Raw genomic sequence first — 19,742 nt, 5'->3', positions numbered from 1 at the left:
TATATAGTAAAATGTTATAGGTGGTCTTATTATGCATGAAATAGAATTAAACTATTTTCAATTAAATAGAAAACGAAAATTAGATGTTATAACTACATATTCTAATTTAACAAATAAGCAATTATCTTTAAAAGCAAAATGTTCAATATCAACCATAAAAAGATTAAAACAAAAATTAAGAAATGCTAAATTATGCAAAAAAGAGGTTAACTTAGCACATGGCAATCAATGAGGCGATAGAAAAAAGATTTACAGTAATGATTTAATTATCAATTATGGAAAAAAATACGAAAGTGAAAAATTAATTGCTGGAACAAAAAATAGTTCTTGTAATTCATATATGTCTTACCGTTTGTTTTATGAGAGAATAGCTAATGTAAAAATATCATATAGTCAATTAACAAGAAGACTTACGCAAAGCGGATTTCTAAGTGCTTTTGCTCATAAAAATACAATAAAAAGACAAAAAACTTTTGTAAAAAAATATATACCTTATAAGCCAAATATTTTGCCTAAAGAAAAGATTGCAAAACCAACCATAATCTCAAAAAGAAAATTAGTAAATATGGGCGAATGTGTTGAACTTGATGGATCTATTCATTTTTATGTTGATCAAACCTTATGAACAATTGTTGCATGTATCGATGTTTCAACTTCAAAAGTTTTATCACTTTATTTTGACGAAAAAGCCGAATCAGTAAAAGGTTATCAAATTATTATTCAAGATATGATTAATAAATATGGGATACCAAAAGTAATGATTAGCGATAATAGAATGAATTTTCATAATAACCTTGAATCTAGCGCTATTTTGTATGATGCAGTCACAAAATTAGGTACTGAATTTATAACAACATCAGTATCTAATGAAAAACCACATATAGAAAGTTTTTGGAGAATTGCACATAATAGAATTCCGATATTTTTAAAAGATAGAAATATTAAAACAAACCAAGACGCTAATAAATATAGATGCGAAATTATTGCAATGCTTAATGATATAAAAACAAGAAAATCAATTACCGATTCTGAAAAAAATGAATTTAGAAAACCAAACAGCGCAACTCTTGAAGCTTATTTTGATTTGCCAATTAAAAGACAAATTTTTAATGGAATTGTAACATTTAAAAATAAAAAATATATTCCTAAAAATGAAAAAAATCAAAAAATAAAAGTCACATCAAAAAATGATGCAACTTTTATGATCGGTGCAAATCAACAATACTATTTTCACATAAACAATAAAAGATATAAAGCTTTTGAATTAAATGAAAATGACATTCAAATGTATGAGAAAATAGCATATAGTAAAAAGCTTCCTCTTGAAATATCGGTGGTTAAAAAAATTGTGAAACATCAAGAAGCCGGATATTACTACAATCAAATGTTATCTAAAAAAACAGAAATTTTAGAATCTTTTGTTAAAACTGGTCTTATTTCACAAAGAGAAATAGATTTAATGCGATCAATTAATGAAGATTTAGAAAAAATAAGAAGAGATATAAATAAAATTGTAATTTTATAATAAATTATTCTATTCCTAAAAGTAGAGCTATTTTTTTATATTTTTTTATTAGAAATTATGCAAAATGTATAATTAAACAAATTCAAAATATCGGTGGCTCATTTTTCACGCTAATTAATGTACTACACTTTTATTTTTTGGGTTTTTATACTAATTTAAACTAAAAAATAAAAAATAATAAAATAAAATAAGAGATTTGAGACTTGACAATACCGGAATTTTTAAGTTTTTAGACCTTATTATTAGTTGAAAAAATAGAGTTTTTTTAACATTTCATATTTTTAAAATTCCTAATAAATTTAAATAATAAGTATTTATAATTATAATATATTTAATACAAGGTAAAATATATACTTATTGTAAATAAAGAGGTTATATGACAGAAGAAAAAGAATATAAAACATTACTTGATATTACTGAAGAAATTCTAAATGAAAAACAAAATTTAGATTTCTATAATTTATTTAATTCAATACAAAAAATTCTATTAGAAAGATGAAGAAGTGAAAGTATTGATACTAGTACTGATGAAGAAATTTTACTAAAAAAACGCGGGGAATTATACCGTTTACTAACTGTAGATGGAAGATTCTTTCACAATGCCGATGGAACATGAACAACAATTAGACCTGACTATAAAAACTAAACTTATTTTGTTTGGTTTTTTATTTTGTTTATGATAGTTAATGCAAAAGAATTATTAAAAAAAGCATATAAAAACAAAGATGTTGTGTTCCATATTAATATTAACAATTTAGAATGAGCTAAGCAAGTTTTGCTTGCTGCTAACAATGCAAATAAACCGATTATTTTGGGAGTGAGTTCATCTGCTGCTGAATATTTTGGCGGTTACAATGTTTGCTATAGTGTCGTGAATTCTTTAATACAGGATTTAAAAATAACAATTCCCGTTTGTCTTCATTTAGATCACGGAACATATAACGATTGTATTAAAGCAATCGATGCAAATTTTTCATCTATAATGTTTGACGGAAGTAAATTACCATTTCTTGAAAATCTCAATATAACAAAAAAACTTTATAAAATATGCCAGAAAAAAAATATTTCACTTGAGTGTGAAATTGGGAGAATAGGAGGAACGGAGGATGGTATCGTCAGTGACGTTGTATATACAAAAATTGAAGAAGCAATTGAGTTTAAAAATATAGGTATTGATATGCTTGCTATTGGTATTGGCAATATTCATGGTGAATATCCAAAAAATTGAAAAGGTATAAACTTCGAATTACTAAATCAACTAAATCAAGCTCTTCAAATGCCGCTTGTCTTACATGGCGGTTCGGGAATTAGTGATGTAGATATCAAAAAATGCATTCAAAATGGCATTGCAAAAATTAATATAAATACCGAATTACAAATAGAGAATGCAAAGGCACTTGAACACTTCCTTAAAAACAATAATATAATGGAAAACAAAAACTATAATCCGAGAAAACTTTATAAAAATAGTAATATGGCTATTTACAATAAAGCATTGGAGATATTAACCAAATACTAATGAAAAAAAATATAAAAAGATTTTTATTATCAAGTCTAATAGCTCCTAGCCTTCCGATAGTTAGCTATATGCTAGTTCAATGCACAATAGAAAAAAATAATGATACACAGAAACTATTAAGAAAAATAACCGAATATAAAAATACAATTAGTAAAAATGTCATAGATTTAAAGTTATGTAATGAAATTGCAGACATTACAAACGAGGATTCAAAAAGCTATTCAAGAAAAAAAGACCAAACCTTTTTAAAGCAACTAATAATTATTCTAGAAGACATAAAAAAATTTCCCATAAATAATCAAGCATTACCAATAAATATTGATAAATTAGCGAATAAATTAAAAGTAATAAATGAAATTTGAATTTCTATCTTCAATAAGCATAGCCTATTAAATAAGAAAGAACACAGCCAAATAACTACAACATTTTTAAAAATTAGATCTTTGCTTTCCTTTAAGAAGGTTATTGATACAGAAGTCTTTGACTCAATAATTAAAAAATTCATTATTTTAGCTAAAAAAATAAGAAAAACTTATACAAAAAAACTTTCACAATGAAGCGAACAAGAAATATCGTTATTAAAATTCTTATTTAAAGATTTCCAAATTAATGATAATAAAATAAATAATGGTGACCTCGATGAAATTTTTAATAACGATTCCAAAATAGATAGCAACGAGAATAGTCAAGATAAAAAAGATATAAGTGCAGAAAATAGTAAAGACAAAGAAATATACCTAACTAGTAAATCTATTTATGTTAATAACAAAGAATACCTTCTATCTAATGATTTTAGAGAAAACAATGCCACCGAAGTATCTGCTTTTAAGATAAATGATGGTGATACTGCTGAATTAAAAAACATAAAAAATAATAAAACTTTTAGATTTAGGTTTTCTGGTATCGATACGCCAGAAACATGAAAAAAAGTAGGGCAAAAATTTGAACCAACAGTTGGGTTACAATTTAAATATGGTAAGATTGCAAAAAACTTTACAACAAGAAATCTTCTTGAAGCAAGAAAAATTTGAGTAATTCCCCAAACAACAATTAGTTACCAAAATAAGGATGAAAATAAGAAATTCTTTGATGCTTATGGTCGAATTGTCGCAATAATTTTAGTTTATAAAAACGACGGTTCAATAATTTGCATCAATAAAGAACTCATAAAAAACGGCTTTAGTAAAGTTTCTTATATTTCTCTTGATAAAAGAAGCAAATATTACACAAAAAATGAAAACTTTTATTTTTGATTAAAGAATAATGAAAAAGAAGCAAGAAACCAAAAATTAGGAATATGGTCAGATAATATTAAGGAAATTTATCCTCCAAAAAGAATAAAATAATAAATATTTACTTGTCTTCCTTATTATTTCACATAAATTAACTTATATTAGTATATAATTAACAATGCTTAAAATAGGTATGGGTAAGTACTCAAGTGGTCGAAGAGGCGGTCCTGCTAAGACTGTAGGGGTGTATAAAGCACCCGCGGAGGTTCAAATCCTCTCTTACCCGCCATTTTTTATTTATTTTTTTGGCCTCTAGAAGCAATAAAAAACACCAATCAAGTGGTGTTAAATAATTATATTTTAGAACAAAAGCTACATTTTTTCAGGAGTTTCTAAATCCATTAACTTCATCGCATCAAATAAAACTATTTTAATAGCTTTAACTAAAGCCACATAGCTTTCCTCGTTTTGAGATCCAATAACCTTAACATTTGAATAAAATGAATTAAATGCTCTAGCCAATTTTAGTAAATATGGTGGCAATAAATTAACCTTGTATGTTTTAGCCATTGTACTAATTAAGTCTGGATATTCCTTCAATTGAGCTACTAATTTTTGTGAAAATTCATCAGTTAGATTGGTTGCTATAGGGTTAACATAATTAAATTTTTGCAATAATTGAGCACAACGAGCATGAGCATATTTAATAATATACATCGAATTGGATTCATCTGTACTTGTAACTTTTTTAATATCAAAATCAATTTTTGAATTGTATGATCTTTCGATCAAGAAAAATCTAATTGCATCCTTGCCAACTTCATTCATTAATTCTCTTAATGTTAAAGACGTTCCCAGACGTTTAGACATTTTAATTTCTTTGCCGTCTTTCATAACTCTTATTAGTTGGAATAAGATAATTTCTAATTGATCTCTACGGTATCCTAGATCTTCAAACGCAAACTTGACACGTTCAACATAACCAGAGTGATCTGCTCCTCAAACATCAATAATAATTCCTTTTTCTGAGTCTTCAAGTTGTCTAAATTTTTGTTCATGATAAGCAATATCTGCACAAAGATAGGTTGAATCACCGTTTCTTTTAATAATAACTCTATCCTTATCATCTTTGCCACCACTTGTGGTTTTTAATCATGTTGCCCCATCTTTTACGTAGGTGGTTTTTAATCTTCTTATGGCAGGTCAAACCAAATCATTTTCATATTGCGCTTTTTCTGAAGTATATATATCAAATCACACACCAAATTTCTTTAGATCTTCTTCAATATTTTTTAGAGCAAATGTTCTACCAAAATCTCTAAATAATAATTCGATTTCAGGTGTATATTCTACACCCTTATATTCTTCGTTATGCATTTCATAAAATGCTTGTGCAAATTCTATAACATCACCACCGCGATAAGCATCTTCTGGTAGTTCATATGAAGGATTAAATATTTGTTGATATCTTGAATAAATTGATACTGCTAATTTATTCATTTGGTTACCATAATCATTTACCAAATATTCCCTAATAACTTGGTGTCCGGCTTTTTCTAAAATGTTGCATAGTGTAGCCCCAATTGCGGCATTTCTAGCATGACCAATATGTAGATAGCCAGTAGGGTTTGCAGATACAAATTCTACATTAATCTTTCCTTTTCCTTCTTTAGAAAGACTTCCAAAATTTTTTCCAAGTTTATTGATTAAATTAACTGTGTCTGCAAAAACTGAATTAGATACTCAAAAATTAATAAATCCAGGCTCTGCTATTTTAATTTCACTAATTTGACTAAATTTATTTAAATCAATATTTTTAACAATCTCTTGGGCAATTTCAATTGCCTTTTTGCCTAATTCTTTTTGCAATGTTAGTGCAATATTGGTAGAATAATCTCCGTAGTTTTTAGCCTCCGTTAATACTACAGGTTTATTTATCTTTAATTTGTTCAATGCTTCTTTAATTGAACATATAATAATTTCTTTTGCCGATTCCATAATTTCCATAATTTATTATTATATAATAAATTGTTTATTTTAAGGATATATCATATATAATGTTTTCATGAAAAAATATTATTTATGTGGTCCAACAGTTTATAACTATCCTCATATCGGGAATATAAGACCATGTGTTACATTTGATATCCTTATAAGAGCCCAAAGATTTCTAGGAGAAGAAATATTTTATCTTAATAATATAACTGATATAGATGACAAAATTATTAAAAAGGCTATAGATGAAAACAAAAGCGAACTAGAAATAGCAAGAAAATATGAAGAATATTATCTTGATTTATTCAAATTGTTTAATCTTGAAATGCCAAATAAAATAGTTAGAGTTACTGATTCATTAAATGATATGTATGAATATATACAAAAAATGATAGATAAAAAAGCAGCATATAAAGTAGGCGGCAACGTTTTTTTTGATGTCTTAAAATTTAAGGAATTCTATGGTTCTGTTAGCAAACAAAAAATTGAAAATTTAATATCAGATGATGATAATAATGAATTAAATAAAAAAAATAAGCAAGACTTTGCTTTATGAAAGGAAACTAATATTGGTATAAAATTTGAAAGCCCTTTTGGCCCGGGACGTCCTGGTTGACATACTGAATGTAGTTGTTTCATATCAAAATATTTCAAAGGCGAAACTATTGATATCCATGGTGGAGGTATTGATCTAATTTTTCCGCACCATGAAAATGAAAATATTCAACATTATTCAATATACAATAAGCCTCTTTCACACAACTGAATTCATTTTGGAACACTAAACTATAAGAATCAAAAAATGTCTAAGTCAATAGGAAATCTTATTTTTCCCCATGATTTTTTAAAAAAATACCATCCGGATACTTATAAGCTAATGATATTAAGTACCAATTATGCTAAGCCAATAAATGTTAGCGATGAATTATTTGATTCATTGCAGAAACTTATAAATAAGTTTATTGTCATTAATAATACTGTCCAATTAAAAAACAATACTTATAAAATTAATAAAAATAAAGTTGATGAAATAATTAAATTGTGTGCAAAATTGAATTTTGCGCAAGCAAATAAGGAAATAATACAACTTTCAAAAATAGAAGAAAACTTTAATACATTCCTAGAAATAATGAAAATTCTTGGTTTTAGTTTTACAAATAAAAAAATCAGTAGCAAAGACCTCGCTCTTTATAATCAATGACAAAAATTATTAGATGAAAAAAAATATATACAGGCCGATAATCTAAGAAAAATATTAAAGGATAAGAAATTAATATAATGAAGAACTTTATATATGGAAAAAATTCAGTCCTTGAAGCTATTGAAAATGATTTTCCTATTAAAAAGATATTTCTATTAAAGGGATTACAAAATAATAAAATTAAAGTCAAAAATATAACCTATCTACCAGCAAGTGAAATGAATAAGATAGTCAATGGTAATCATCAAGGTTACATTGCAGAAATTGAAAGTTTTAATTATCATGATCTTGGTTCAATTTATAAGGATAAGGCTGAGACAATTTTAATTTTAGATCATATACAAGATCCACAAAACTTCGGAGCAATAATTCGTTCAGCTAATGTTTTTGGAATAAGACATATTATCATACCTAAAAACAGAAGTGTTGACATAACTCCGGCTGTTTTGAAAACCTCGTCCGGCGGATTCAAAAATATCAAAATCATCAAGGTTGCTAGCTTGTTTGAGGCTATTGAAAACTTAAAAAATAATGGTTTTTGAATATATGCAACAGCACTAGATAAAAAAGCCAAAACAATATCAAATACAAGTTTTAGCTTTCCTGTTGCCTTAATTATGGGTAATGAAGAAAGCGGAGTATCAAAAACATTACTAAAACATGCAGATGAAGTGATTTATATACAACAAGATTTTGATTCTGTTCAGTCATTAAATGTTTCTGCTGCTACCGCTATTTGTTTGTATGAATTGTACAATCAAAAAAATAGCAAAATAAAATAGTTGGGATTGCGTCCCAACTTTTTTATATATAAATTTAAAATTAATTTAAAGTAACTTTTGTACCAATTTTTTCGGCAATAATGTCTTCTAAATCTTTTAAATCTCCGATGAATGCAGCCTTTCCGCCTTCTTCAACAAACTTAATAGCAGCTTGCACCTTTGGTAACATACTTCCAGGAGCAAATTGTTTTTCTTCGATGTATTTTTCAAGATCAGCTTTTGTTGCGTGTTTTAGATCTTTTTGTTCTGGTTTTCCGTAGTTTACTTTAACGTAGTCAACTGCAGTTAAAACAATGAAGTAATCTGCATTTGTTAAGGCAGCCATTTTTGCTAAAGCAAAATCCTTGTCAATAACTCCATCAACTCCATTGATAAAACCATTTTCATCCTTAACAGTAGGGATACCACCACCACCACCAACGATAACAGTAGCTCCAGCTTCAATAGCGTTCTTCATTTGGTTAATACCAACAAAGTTAATTGGTTTTGGCGAAGCGACAACCTTTCTAAAACCACGTCCAGCATCTTCAACAATAACACTATTAGGATTAGCCATTTCTGCTTCTTCTCTTGTCATAAAGAAAGGACCAATAGGTTTTGTAGGATTTTTGAATGCAGGATCCATTGGATCTACTAAAGTTTGAGTCAATAGATATAGTACTTCTTTTTCTTCTAATCCTTCTTCCTTAAATGCATTGGTAATTGCATTAACCATATGGTATCCAATGTATCCTTGTGACATAGCGCCAGCTTCTGGTAAAGGAACTAATGGTGATTTAGGATTAACTGATGCAGCACTAACAAAACCATTGAAAATCATACCAACTTGTGGCCCATTTCCGTGGCCAACAATAACTTCATGGCCGGCCTTAACTAATTCAGCAATTTTTTTCGCAGGAATTTTAACTAATTCTTTTTGTTCTGCAGGATTATTTCCTAACGCATTCCCACCTAAGGCAATAACGATTCTACTCATAATTAATATCCTATTGTAGCTAGAATAACAGCCTTAATTGTGTGCATACGGTTTCCAGCTTGTTGAATTGATTTATTGTATTTTGATTGGAATACTTCGTCAGTAACTTCCATAGCTCCGGTTGCAACAACTGGGTATTTTTGTCCAAGTTTTTCTTTGATTTCTGATGAGAATAAAGTTTTATCATCATGGAATGCAGGTAAACAGTGCAAGAAAATAACACTTTCTTTTGCTGCTTTCATCATAGCCATATCAACTTGAAATGCACCAAGTTCTTGAATACGTGATTCAAATAGTTCAAATGGTTCACCTAATGATACTCAAACGTCTGTATAAATAGCATCAGCATTCATAGCAGCTTCAATCTTGTTATCTGAAAATGAAACTGATCCACCGTTACGTTCAAAAAGTTTTTGAACAGCTTCATAAACATCTTTATGGTTTGGTCCACTTTTAACAATTTCTCATTGTGATTTAGGACCACATAAAACAATATGAACACCAAAGAATGCAGCACCAATCATTAATGAACGAGCAACATTGTTTTTAATGTCACCTGCGAAAACAATTTTCTTTCCTCTTAGATCACCTACGAATTCCTTAAATGTTAAGTAGTCAGCTAACATTTGTGTTGGGTGTTCAGCATCGGTTAAACCATTTCAAACTGGAACACCTGAATATTTAGCAAGTGCTTCAACATCTGTTTGTTTAAAACCACGGAATTCAATACCATCATACATTTGGCCTAAAACCATAGCTGTATCTTCAACTGATTCTTTTTTACCAAAATTAGATCCTGTAGGCCCAATGTATGTACAGCTTGCCCCTAAATCAGCGGCAGCAACTTCGAATGCACAACGTGTTCTTGTTGAGTCTTTTTGGAACATAATAACAATGTTTTTTCCTGTTAAAGGACGATTGTTAATATGTAGCCCTTGCATTTTAGCTTTCTTTAATTCTCAAGAAAGATCTAAAAGGTAATTGATTTCATCGGTTGTGAAGTTTAGAGCTGTATCTAAACTACGACCTTTTAAATTCATTGGCATATTATAAAATCTCCTATGTTTATTTGGTTATATATTTAATATTTTTAGATAGACTTTTTATAGTTTTTAAGTGTTTTTTGGTTATATAAAACACGCTAAAATTATAGCAATTTTTTTATTTTTTTAAATAGTTATAGCTTTATTTAGCCTAAAGTAAAAAATAAATGAAATTTAAAAAGAACAAAAAAATATAAGCTATTAAGCTTATACTCTATAAATCAGTAAATTGCAATTCAATTCTTAGGTTTTATTCTTGCACTAATTTCTCTTCATCACTCTTCTTATTTTTTGCAAGTTCAACATTAATCTTTTTAAGTTCTTCTAAAATTAGTTCCTCTGTAGTTAATGGTTTTGGCTCTTCAACTTCTTCAACTATTGGTAATTTTTTTGCCTTGTGATACTGAATGATATTCCTAATCAAATATACTAAAAATAAGCTTACAAATATAACCACTGTAACAATAAGGAACTGAATAAGTGCCGCAAGAAATTGACCAATAAGAATATTGCCGATTTTAATGTCCTTTACCTCGTTAACATTAAAAACAGAAGTAATAGCTGCAAGAATAACATCCTTAGCTAGCGAAGATATTACAGCGCCAAACGAGGTACCTAATAATAACCCTATGGCTAGCATTATCATATTTCCCCGCTTAACAACATTTTTAGCATCTTTGAATGCATTTTTTACATATTTCTTTTTTTCTTCAAATTCTTTTTTATTCATTTTGTTTTACTCTCTTTTTATATGAATTCTTATTGGCTATAATTGCTAAATTCCCTATAATTGATATAATTCAAAAAATAGGAAAAAGAGGAAAAATTGTTGATAAAAACAAAATAGTCTTCCCAAATTTATTAGTTTTTCATGGAGCAAATGAAAGAACAATAACATCTAATATTCAAGTTAAGATAGCACCCAATAAGGAAAACCCTAGAATAATAAATCATTTTAAATTTTCTTTGAGTAGATTAATAATATCATTGAGAAAATCATTTATTCCTTTATAGGCCTGGTTAACATCCGAACTCTCAAATTTGTTATTAACAGAACCAAGAAAATTAGACACGGATGTGTAAATAAAGTATCCAGAAATAATAAGACCTATAAAAACAAAAATCTTAAAAATAAATGAACTTATACTTATTTTTGCTTCACTTTTCATTTTTTCTACTCCATTTTTAAAAAATATTAATAATGTATATAATTATATAAAGTATTATTTAATAATTCCTTTTTTTATAAAGTACACAAGATAATTTCATCTGGAGGGTTAAAATATGAAACCAACAAAAATATTTGGTTTAGGCGGAATGCAAGAAATTGGAAAAAGCACACTAATAATTGAATATGACCAACATATTTTTATTATTGATACCGGAATTAAGTTTTGCGATAGTTTTGTTACCGGGATTAACGGTTCAATTCCAGATTTTACTTATTTAGCTGAAAACCAGGATAGAATTGAAGGGCTTTTCATAACACACGGGCATGAAGACCATATCGGTGGTGTTCCATATTTGGTTCAACAAGTAAATGTAAAAAGAATTTATGCCCCAAGAATTGCTATTCAATATCTAAAACTTAAGTTTTCTGATATGAAAATTAAGGTAAATGTCCAGTTTATTGAAATAAACCGAGATCTTGTGGCTGATTTTGGTGATTGTAGTGTTGATTGATGAACTGCTCAACATTCAATTCCTGACGCATTTGGTGTTAGAATCAAAACTCCAAATGGATCATTAATGATGACTGGTGATTTTAGATTCGATTATCGACCTATTGGCAATTTAACCGATTTCTCAAAACTAAAAAAGATTGGCGAAGAAGGGCTAGATGTCTTATTTTCGGATTCAACTAACGCCATGCGCCCTAACCATTCTCCATCAGAAAGCGATATATTAAAAGACATAAAAAAATATATGTTAGAAGCTGAAAAGAAAATCATCATTACGGCATTTGCATCAAATCTTACAAGAATAAAAGCAATCATTGAGCTCGGTGCTTCATTAGGCAAAAAAGTTATTGCTTTTGGTAGATCAATGATCGATAACATTGATATCGGTAGAAGATTAGGTTATATAAATGCGCCTGATGAAGTCTTTATAGATAAAAAAAGTCTTTCAAAATATAATGACAATGAATTACTAATTTTGACAACCGGTTCCCAAGGTGAAGAAATGGCGGGACTAGCCAAGATGTCATATGATAAACACCCAAATATATCAATCAAACCTAAGGACACAATAATTTTTTCATCTAGTCCAATACCAGGAAATAGATCTAAATGTGAGTTATTAGTTAATAGATTATATAAACTAGGAGCAATTATAAGAGAAAATGGTGTTGATGGCTACTTGCACACCTCAGGGCATGCATACCGTGATGAACATCGAAAGATATTTGAATTAACAAAACCAAAATATTTCATGCCATATCATGGTGAATTTAGAATGAGTGTGGTTCATGGCTATACAGCAATTGAATCAGGAATCAAACCAAATAACATTATTATTGCTAAGTTGGGGGACGTTTATTATTTACAAAACCATATGATTTCTTTATCAAATGAAAAAGTATATTTTGGTCCTGTATTTATAGATGGAAACATTCTATCAAAAACAAATTCACAAATCATGAAAGAAAGAATGGAATTGGGACAAAATGGTTTTGTCCATGTAATAATGGCTATTAATAAAGAAAAAAATATAATTCTTGGAAAGCCAAGAATCGTATCAAGAGGAGCATTTTTTGTTAAAAACTCATTGCAATTAGTAGAAGACGCAAAAAGACTTGTACACGGGGCGGTTTTATACACAATTAAAAACGAAAAAGATTGAACGATACCTAGAATTAAACAATTAATTATCGATAGACTTGACCCTTTCTTTTATAAAAGTAAAAGAAGAAATGTTGTTATTATTCCTACTATTCTTCTTGTTGATCAAGTTGAAATTAATAAACAAAAGATGCAGAAAGAAAATAATACTAAAAAATCAAGTCAAGTTGAAACTGAAAACAAAAATTCAAAACCAAAAAAAATAATAAGAAAAAACTCAGCAAATAAAAAAAATAAACAAATTAAAAAAGAAAAACCTAAAAAAGTTGAAAAACCCCTTGAAGAATAGGGGTTTTTATATCATCGTTTTTAAAAAAGAAATAACCATATTTATTATTTGTATAACATCAATTTCATCAATATTACTCTTAAAATATTCAAAATCAGCTTCAATCCAATACAAACCTCTTAATAAATTTATATCCTTACTTTTTTGTGAGTGGTTTCGGCATAAAAAACCTCCCTTATAAAATTCAAAATCTACAATATGTTCTTTATCTCCACACTCTACACATGAGCTTAAATTTTGCCTATAACCAAACATATCTAAAAAAGCTAATAAGATATAAATAAAACTATGGTTTGGTTTTTTTTCAACATTTTCTAAAAAAACCCTATATCTAGCATATAAAAAATTATTGTTTTGCTTACCTGCTCGCTTTAAAAAGTAATGAACTTTATTAAATATATCTTGCAAGGTTTCTTGCAATGGAAAAAACGAAACTAGTGTTGCTCTTTTTAGTCTAGGCATGTTACCAACAAATTTCGATCTTATTAATTCAAAATTTGACAATCCTAATAATAATAAATTTCTTCTATTTTTGGATTCAACATTTTGTATTCCTTTGGCAAAAAAATAACAAACACCCGATTGTGTCAAAGCTCGGATGATAGCGTCATTATCACCATGATTTATTATTTCTAGAACTATTCCCTCGGTCTCGAATTCTCTATTAACCATATAATATAATTTTACTTTCTATTTTTTAAAAAAATAAAATAAAAAAAGCAACGACCTATCTTCCCTTATGGTATTTTCGGCACGGAAGGTCTTAACTGCTGAGTTCGGAATGGAATCAGGTGGGCCCCTTCGTTATGGTTGCTGTAAATATAATTATATATTAAAAAAATTTTTTTATAATATTTTTTAATATTTTTTTAAAATTATTATTTTTATATCGATAAACTTGTTTTTTAATTAGAAATTGCAAAACATGTTTGCACATTATTTTATAATAAAAATTAATTTTATTGTAAAAATAAAATTCATTATATCTAGATATGCTTTTTACTTATAAGGGTTTATTACCGCAAAAAAGTAACTTAATTTATATTCCCAATCAATATATCAAATCATCTTGCATAATTTTAAAAAGCATAAGGGTTTGGATACAAAATGTTTCTATTTTTTTGCTATTGTTTTAACAAGATAGTCAATAAAGAATATTAAAAAATATATCTATAATATTTTTAATTGTATTTCATAAATAACCAAATATCTTATTTATGAAAATCCGCAAGTTTCTTGTTCTAACTATGTTTCATTATTTTAACAATTAGCTTAATTAATATTATTCTAGTTTTTTAAAGCTTTGCATAATATCCTAACTTTATCTAATTATTCAAAACTATTTCTCTACTTACTAGAAACAAAATAATATTAAAAACCAGCCGTATAGCTAGTTTTATAAAAATTATTTTTTTAAATATTATTGCGCAATTATATATTATCTTTTCGCAATGACTAAGGTTTTATCTTTTTATTTAGTATGCTTGCTATATTTTAATATACATTAAAAATTACATTTTTTTATTCTTTCTATGGCGTTTAACCATATATCAAGTGCCAACGCTTGCTCCTGCCAACGTTGGTATTACCACAAGTGGGGTTGCAATTGCGGCTACATTAACCTTAGATTTACTATCTTTTTTAGAAATATCAGGTTTTTTAGGAATACTAGGGTTTTTCTCTTCTTCTTTTGGTTGATTCATTTTAGAATTATCTTTTTTTGGATCATCCTTCTTGTTGTTTTCTTGCTCAAGAATGGCCTTTTGAATTTGTAATTTTATGCTTCTTAATTCTTTTATGTTTTTAGCTTTTTTAGCTAATTTTTCTAGCTCTTTTTTCTTTACATTTGAGTCATTTAATTTATCTAATTCTTTATTAATTGTTTCAAACTCTTTGCTAAATTCTTTATTAGCTCTTTCAATAATATTACTTAATTTTTTAGGATCATCAAGGCCTTCTTTTAATTCTTTATCAAATTGAGATTTTATATCAGAACCTTCTAACTTATTAACAGCATCCACAGCATCTTTTTTTATCTTGGCATTATCCTGCGACTTTTTTTCTTGGGTTATTTCTTTTAATAAAATCTTTAGCGCCTCAATGTTTTTTGCGCTGTCAATTCTTGCTTGGTAATCCTTTTTATCCAATAATTTATTATATATATCTAATACTTTTTGCTTTTCAACATTATAAATGGATTCTGCTTTCTCGGCGACACTAAGAAGTTTAGCCATATCACCTTTAGCATTAGCAAGTATTTTTTTAAATTCATCATATTGACTAGAACCTTCAAGTTGGTCAACTGCTTTTTGTGCTCTTTTAGTTAAATTAACCAAATCTTGTTCTTGCTTTTCAACCAATAAAATTTTCTGCAATTCATCTAACTTTTCTATATTGTTAGCATTATTAAATTTTTCAACAAAATCTTTTTTATCATCAAGGCTTTCCAAAATCTTGTTAACTTCTGTTTTTTTAGTAGTATATTCAAGATTTGCTTCTTTTATTAATTCTAAAAGTTTATCTATTTCCTCTTGTGATTTTTTTAATCTCATTTGATATTCATCATGCTTTGATGAACCAACTGTTTTATCAACTGCCTCTTTAGCATTTTTTCTTGCGTTTAGCAAATCTTCGTTTGCTCTAATTTTCTTAGCTTCATCTGCAATTTTTTTTAATTCTGTAATATTGTTTGATTTTTCTATTTTTTCAATATTTTCTCTTCTGACTTCTTCATCAAGAATAGAATTTACTATTTTAGTAGCATTTTCTTTTTCATTAATAAATTCATTATTGGCTTCTTCAAAAATAACAGTCAATTGTTCTAATGTTAAATTTGGATTTGATAAACGCGATTCAAAATCGTTATGCATATCTGAACCAATAGTTTTTTTTACAACTGCTTCTGTGTCTTTTCTAAGCTCACTAATTTGCTGTTTAATAATCTTGCCATATACTCTTTGTAAAACTTTAACGTTTCATGCATTATCTATTTGCTCACGAAATCTCATTTTTTCTTTTAGTTTTTGGAATGATTCTTCTGCTTTACTTTTTAATGTATCATACACTTTTTCAGCATCATCTCTAAGTTTAATTAATTCTTCCATTGAGGTATTTTTTGTAACATTTAATGCTCGCTGTTTAATATCTTTTTCATATTCATCTGAGCCTTTCGCTCTAACGGCAGCTGTTAATGCTTCAAGTCTAATCTTGTCATTAATTAATTCCTTATCCACTTCTTTTGAAAGCTTATTAGCTATACTTTCTCCAGCGATGTTTCTTATTTCGGTAATAATTGGAATAATTTTTTTTAAGGTATTGACATACTGTGGAGAAGATGGATTTGTTCCATCTTCTACTTTTAATAAATCTATTATTTTAGTATCAATTTCCATATTTTTTTTATTATTTTTTAACAATTCAAGAGCTTCAAATTCAGCAATAACAACTCTAATAAAATACACATCATCATATTTGGAATCTAATTGGTTAAAAATAGTAAGTTTTCGAGGCTCTTCCTTTGCCTTTGAATCAGTATTAATATTTTGTTTTTTTATTTCTTCGTTAAGAAAAATTTCGTAATTAAACGAAGCTTGTTTAAATAAACGAATAAAATCCTTTCAAGATGACGACAAAAATGCGATATTATATTCTGAAAATTCGTTGTTAAGTTTATTATCTGGAACGAGATTTAATTCATCATTATATTTCTTATATGGTAATTCATCAATTTCAGCAGAATCATTAATTTTGAGCAATTTCTTCAAAACTTTATAGGCATGCAACAAGTTATATTGCGTTTTTAAAGTCATTGTAGAATAAAAAATATTTAAATCGTCCAAATTCTCGATTTCATCAGATGTTGGCTTATGAATTATTGAATTATCAAGAATATCAGTGGTCCTATCTTTTGCTTCTAAAATCTCTTGTTTATTTTGAACATCCTCACTCTGGCGACTAATTACGGCAGGGGTTGTTGGAATTAAAACGCTCGAAAACACATTCAACAATAAATTAAATAACCTCATAAAAACACCTCATTTATTTTATGTTTAAATTTATTTAAAAATAACTAATTCCAAAATTTGAAAAATATTAACTTTTTTATAAAAAAAATTTATTATTTTAAGAATTAAAATTAGTCTCGAATTAAATTAAAATTTACATGTTAACTGATTGATTTGTATTGCAAATATTCAAATCTATCTTATTTTAAGAACTTTTTTATTACATTAAAATGTGGAAATAACATTTTATATAATCAATCATTAACTATATTATATAGTAAATAGAATGAAATTACCAAAGTAATTAGTTATAACTTTTTTATATTTTTTTAAAACATGAAAATTATTATTTCATAAATTTATAAATATCAGTTTTTAGTTACCTACAATGCTTAAAGTAAAAAAGGAAATAAAAAAAAGCAACGACCTATCTTCCCTTATGGTATTTTCGGCACGGAAGGTCTTAACTGCTGAGTTCGGAATGGAATCAGGTGGGCCCCTTCGTTATGGTTGCTATGGATATAATTATATACTAATTTTTTTTATATTCATTTTTTTTAAAAAAATATCCATTAATTAGCGTGAAAAATGAGCCACCGATATTTTGAATTTGTTTAATTATACATTTTGCATAATTTCTAATAAAAAAATATAAAAAAATAGCTCTACTTTTAGGAATAGAATAATTTATTATAAAATTACAATTTTATTTATATCTCTTCTTATTTTTTCTAAATCTTCATTAATTGATCGCATTAAATCTATTTCTCTTTGTGAAATAAGACCAGTTTTAACAAAAGATTCTAAAATTTCTGTTTTTTTAGATAACATTTGATTGTAGTAATATCCGGCTTCTTGATGTTTCACAATTTTTTTAACCACCGATATTTCAAGAGGAAGCTTTTTACTATATGCTATTTTCTCATACATTTGAATGTCATTTTCATTTAATTCAAAAGCTTTATATCTTTTATTGTTTATGTGAAAATAGTATTGTTGATCTGCACCAATCATAAAAGTTGCATCATTTTTTGATGTGACTTTTATTTTTTGATTTTTTTCATTTTTAGGAATATATTTTTTATTTTTAAATGTTACAATTCCATTAAAAATTTGTCTTTTAATTGGCAAATCAAAATAAGCTTCAAGAGTTGCGCTGTTTGGTTTTCTAAATTCATTTTTTTCAGAATCGGTAATTGATTTTCTTGTTTTTATATCATTAAGCATTGCAATAATTTCGCATCTATATTTATTAGCGTCTTGGTTTGTTTTAATATTTCTATCTTTTAAAAATATCGGAATTCTATTATGTGCAATTCTCCAAAAACTTTCTATATGTGGTTTTTCATTAGATACTGATGTTGTTATAAATTCAGTACCTAATTTTGTGACTGCATCATACAAAATAGCGCTAGATTCAAGGTTATTATGAAAATTCATTCTATTATCGCTAATCATTACTTTTGGTATCCCATATTTATTAATCATATCTTGAATAATAATTTGATAACCTTTTACTGATTCGGCTTTTTCGTCAAAATAAAGTGATAAAACTTTTGAAGTTGAAACATCGATACATGCAACAATTGTTCATAAGGTTTGATCAACATAAAAATGAATAAATCCATCAAGTTCAACACATTCGCCCATATTTACTAATTTTCTTTTTGAGATTATGGTTGGTTTTGCAATCTTTTCTTTAGGCAAAATATTTGGCTTATAAGGTATATATTTTTTTACAAAAGTTTTTTGTCTTTTTATTGTATTTTTATGAGCAAAAGCACTTAGAAATCCGCTTTGCGTAAGTCTTCTTGTTAATTGACTATATGATATTTTTACATTAGCTATTCTCTCATAAAACAAACGGTAAGACATATATGAATTACAAGAACTATTTTTTGTTCCAGCAATTAATTTTTCACTTTCGTATTTTTTTCCATAATTGATAATTAAATCATTACTGTAAATCTTTTTTCTATCGCCTCATTGATTGCCATGTGCTAAGTTAACCTCTTTTTTGCATAATTTAGCATTTCTTAATTTTTGTTTTAATCTTTTTATGGTTGATATTGAACATTTTGCTTTTAAAGATAATTGCTTATTTGTTAAATTAGAATATGTAGTTATAACATCTAATTTTCGTTTTCTATTTAATTGAAAATAGTTTAATTCTATTTCATGCATAATAAGACCACCTATAACATTTTACTATATATGTTAGGTGGCCCATTTTTGTTGCAATTTAACGTTATATTCATTTTTTTTAAAAAAATATCCATTATGTAAATTCTCAATCATTTTACTATATTGCAATTCTCAAATCTCTTACTCAA

Annotated in this window: 15 protein-coding genes, 1 tRNA gene and 2 rRNA genes; 8 read left to right on the top strand and 10 right to left on the bottom strand. The window is 27.2% G+C overall.

The annotated features are described in order from the left end of the window. The first annotated feature begins 31 nt into the window (after nucleotides 1-31). The 5 genes from ACT1UH_RS00200 to ACT1UH_RS00180 all read left to right on the top strand — a co-directional run bounded on the left by ACT1UH_RS00200 (nucleotide 32) and on the right by ACT1UH_RS00180 (nucleotide 4,565). Nucleotides 32-1,525 (top strand): hypothetical protein, encoded by a 1,494-nt coding sequence (locus tag ACT1UH_RS00200; protein WP_444704998.1) that lies wholly within the window; start codon nucleotides 32-34, stop codon nucleotides 1,523-1,525. Between the two features lie 376 nt (nucleotides 1,526-1,901). After that, nucleotides 1,902-2,171, top strand: coding sequence for a DNA-directed RNA polymerase subunit delta (gene rpoE / locus ACT1UH_RS00195; RefSeq protein WP_438340627.1), 270 nt, complete (start codon nucleotides 1,902-1,904; stop codon nucleotides 2,169-2,171). Between the two features lie 30 nt (nucleotides 2,172-2,201). Beyond that, nucleotides 2,202-3,044 carry a class II fructose-bisphosphate aldolase gene (locus ACT1UH_RS00190; protein ID WP_444704997.1) on the top strand — a complete coding sequence of 281 codons (843 nt, stop codon included), beginning with the start codon at nucleotides 2,202-2,204 and terminating at the stop codon, nucleotides 3,042-3,044. Next, nucleotides 3,044-4,390, top strand: a complete 1,347-nt coding sequence (locus ACT1UH_RS00185) for a thermonuclease family protein (protein WP_444704996.1) — start codon at nucleotides 3,044-3,046, stop codon at nucleotides 4,388-4,390. Before ACT1UH_RS00190 ends, ACT1UH_RS00185 begins: the two co-directional genes overlap by 1 nt. Nucleotides 4,391-4,471: 81 nt before the next feature. After that, a tRNA-Ser gene (locus ACT1UH_RS00180) sits at nucleotides 4,472-4,565 on the top strand. Between the two features lie 83 nt (nucleotides 4,566-4,648). Here the strand turns inward: ACT1UH_RS00180 and argS are convergent. Next, a complete protein-coding gene (gene argS / locus ACT1UH_RS00175) occupies nucleotides 4,649-6,283 on the bottom strand; it encodes an arginine--tRNA ligase (RefSeq protein WP_444704995.1) in 1,635 nt (544 codons plus the stop codon). Between the two features lie 58 nt (nucleotides 6,284-6,341). On the opposite strand from argS, the gene ACT1UH_RS00170 reads away from it, so the two are divergent. Next, nucleotides 6,342-7,550 (top strand): class I tRNA ligase family protein, encoded by a 1,209-nt coding sequence (locus ACT1UH_RS00170; RefSeq protein ID WP_438340623.1) that lies wholly within the window; start codon nucleotides 6,342-6,344, stop codon nucleotides 7,548-7,550. Continuing rightward, nucleotides 7,550-8,254: a 23S rRNA (guanosine(2251)-2'-O)-methyltransferase RlmB gene (gene rlmB, locus ACT1UH_RS00165; protein WP_444704994.1), complete on the top strand. Its 705-nt coding sequence runs from the start codon at nucleotides 7,550-7,552 to the stop codon at nucleotides 8,252-8,254. The genes ACT1UH_RS00170 and rlmB overlap by 1 nt, the downstream gene beginning before the upstream one ends. Before the next feature lie 40 nt (nucleotides 8,255-8,294). On the opposite strand, the gene arcC is transcribed toward rlmB, so the two are convergent. The 4 genes from arcC to ACT1UH_RS00145 form a co-directional block, all read right to left on the bottom strand. Then, complete coding sequence (gene arcC, locus ACT1UH_RS00160; RefSeq protein WP_438340621.1) at nucleotides 8,295-9,230, bottom strand: carbamate kinase; 936 nt, start codon at nucleotides 9,228-9,230, stop codon at nucleotides 8,295-8,297. 2 nt (nucleotides 9,231-9,232) lie between these two features. Further along, complete coding sequence (gene argF / locus ACT1UH_RS00155) at nucleotides 9,233-10,276, bottom strand: ornithine carbamoyltransferase (protein ID WP_438340620.1); 1,044 nt, start codon at nucleotides 10,274-10,276, stop codon at nucleotides 9,233-9,235. 247 nt (nucleotides 10,277-10,523) lie between these two features. Further along, the gene (locus ACT1UH_RS00150; RefSeq protein WP_444704993.1) at nucleotides 10,524-11,003 is read right to left on the bottom strand and encodes a large conductance mechanosensitive channel protein MscL; all 480 of its coding nucleotides are present in this window, start codon (nucleotides 11,001-11,003) and stop codon (nucleotides 10,524-10,526) included. Continuing rightward, nucleotides 10,996-11,442, bottom strand: coding sequence for a hypothetical protein (locus ACT1UH_RS00145; protein ID WP_444704992.1), 447 nt, complete (start codon nucleotides 11,440-11,442; stop codon nucleotides 10,996-10,998). The genes ACT1UH_RS00150 and ACT1UH_RS00145 overlap by 8 nt, the downstream gene beginning before the upstream one ends. Before the next feature lie 115 nt (nucleotides 11,443-11,557). On the opposite strand from ACT1UH_RS00145, the gene ACT1UH_RS00140 reads away from it, so the two are divergent. Continuing rightward, nucleotides 11,558-13,405 (top strand): ribonuclease J, encoded by a 1,848-nt coding sequence (locus ACT1UH_RS00140; protein WP_438340617.1) that lies wholly within the window; start codon nucleotides 11,558-11,560, stop codon nucleotides 13,403-13,405. 6 nt (nucleotides 13,406-13,411) lie between these two features. On the opposite strand, the gene recO is transcribed toward ACT1UH_RS00140, so the two are convergent. The 5 genes from recO to ACT1UH_RS00115 all read right to left on the bottom strand — a co-directional run bounded on the left by recO (nucleotide 13,412) and on the right by ACT1UH_RS00115 (nucleotide 19,593). Then, nucleotides 13,412-14,077 carry a DNA repair protein RecO gene (gene recO, locus ACT1UH_RS00135; RefSeq protein WP_444704991.1) on the bottom strand — a complete coding sequence of 222 codons (666 nt, stop codon included), beginning with the start codon at nucleotides 14,075-14,077 and terminating at the stop codon, nucleotides 13,412-13,414. A 42-nt stretch (nucleotides 14,078-14,119) separates the two neighbouring features. After that, nucleotides 14,120-14,223: ribosomal RNA gene (rrf, locus tag ACT1UH_RS00130) — 5S ribosomal RNA — on the bottom strand. A 693-nt stretch (nucleotides 14,224-14,916) separates the two neighbouring features. Then, nucleotides 14,917-17,430, bottom strand: coding sequence for a hypothetical protein (locus ACT1UH_RS00125; protein WP_444704990.1), 2,514 nt, complete (start codon nucleotides 17,428-17,430; stop codon nucleotides 14,917-14,919). Between the two features lie 393 nt (nucleotides 17,431-17,823). Then, a 5S ribosomal RNA gene (rrf, locus tag ACT1UH_RS00120) occupies nucleotides 17,824-17,927 on the bottom strand. Nucleotides 17,928-18,099: 172 nt separating this feature from the next. Further along, entirely contained in the window at nucleotides 18,100-19,593 is a 1,494-nt protein-coding gene (locus tag ACT1UH_RS00115) for a hypothetical protein (protein ID WP_444704989.1), read from the bottom strand. Between the last annotated feature and the right edge of the window lie 149 nt (nucleotides 19,594-19,742).

Source organism: Mycoplasma sp. 332 (assembly GCF_052378275.1).
Classification (GTDB): Bacteria; Bacillota_I; Bacilli_A; order Mycoplasmatales; family Metamycoplasmataceae; genus Metamycoplasma.
The sequence above is the reverse complement of the archived record's forward strand: the minus strand, read 5'-3'. Positions and strand labels throughout refer to the sequence as shown.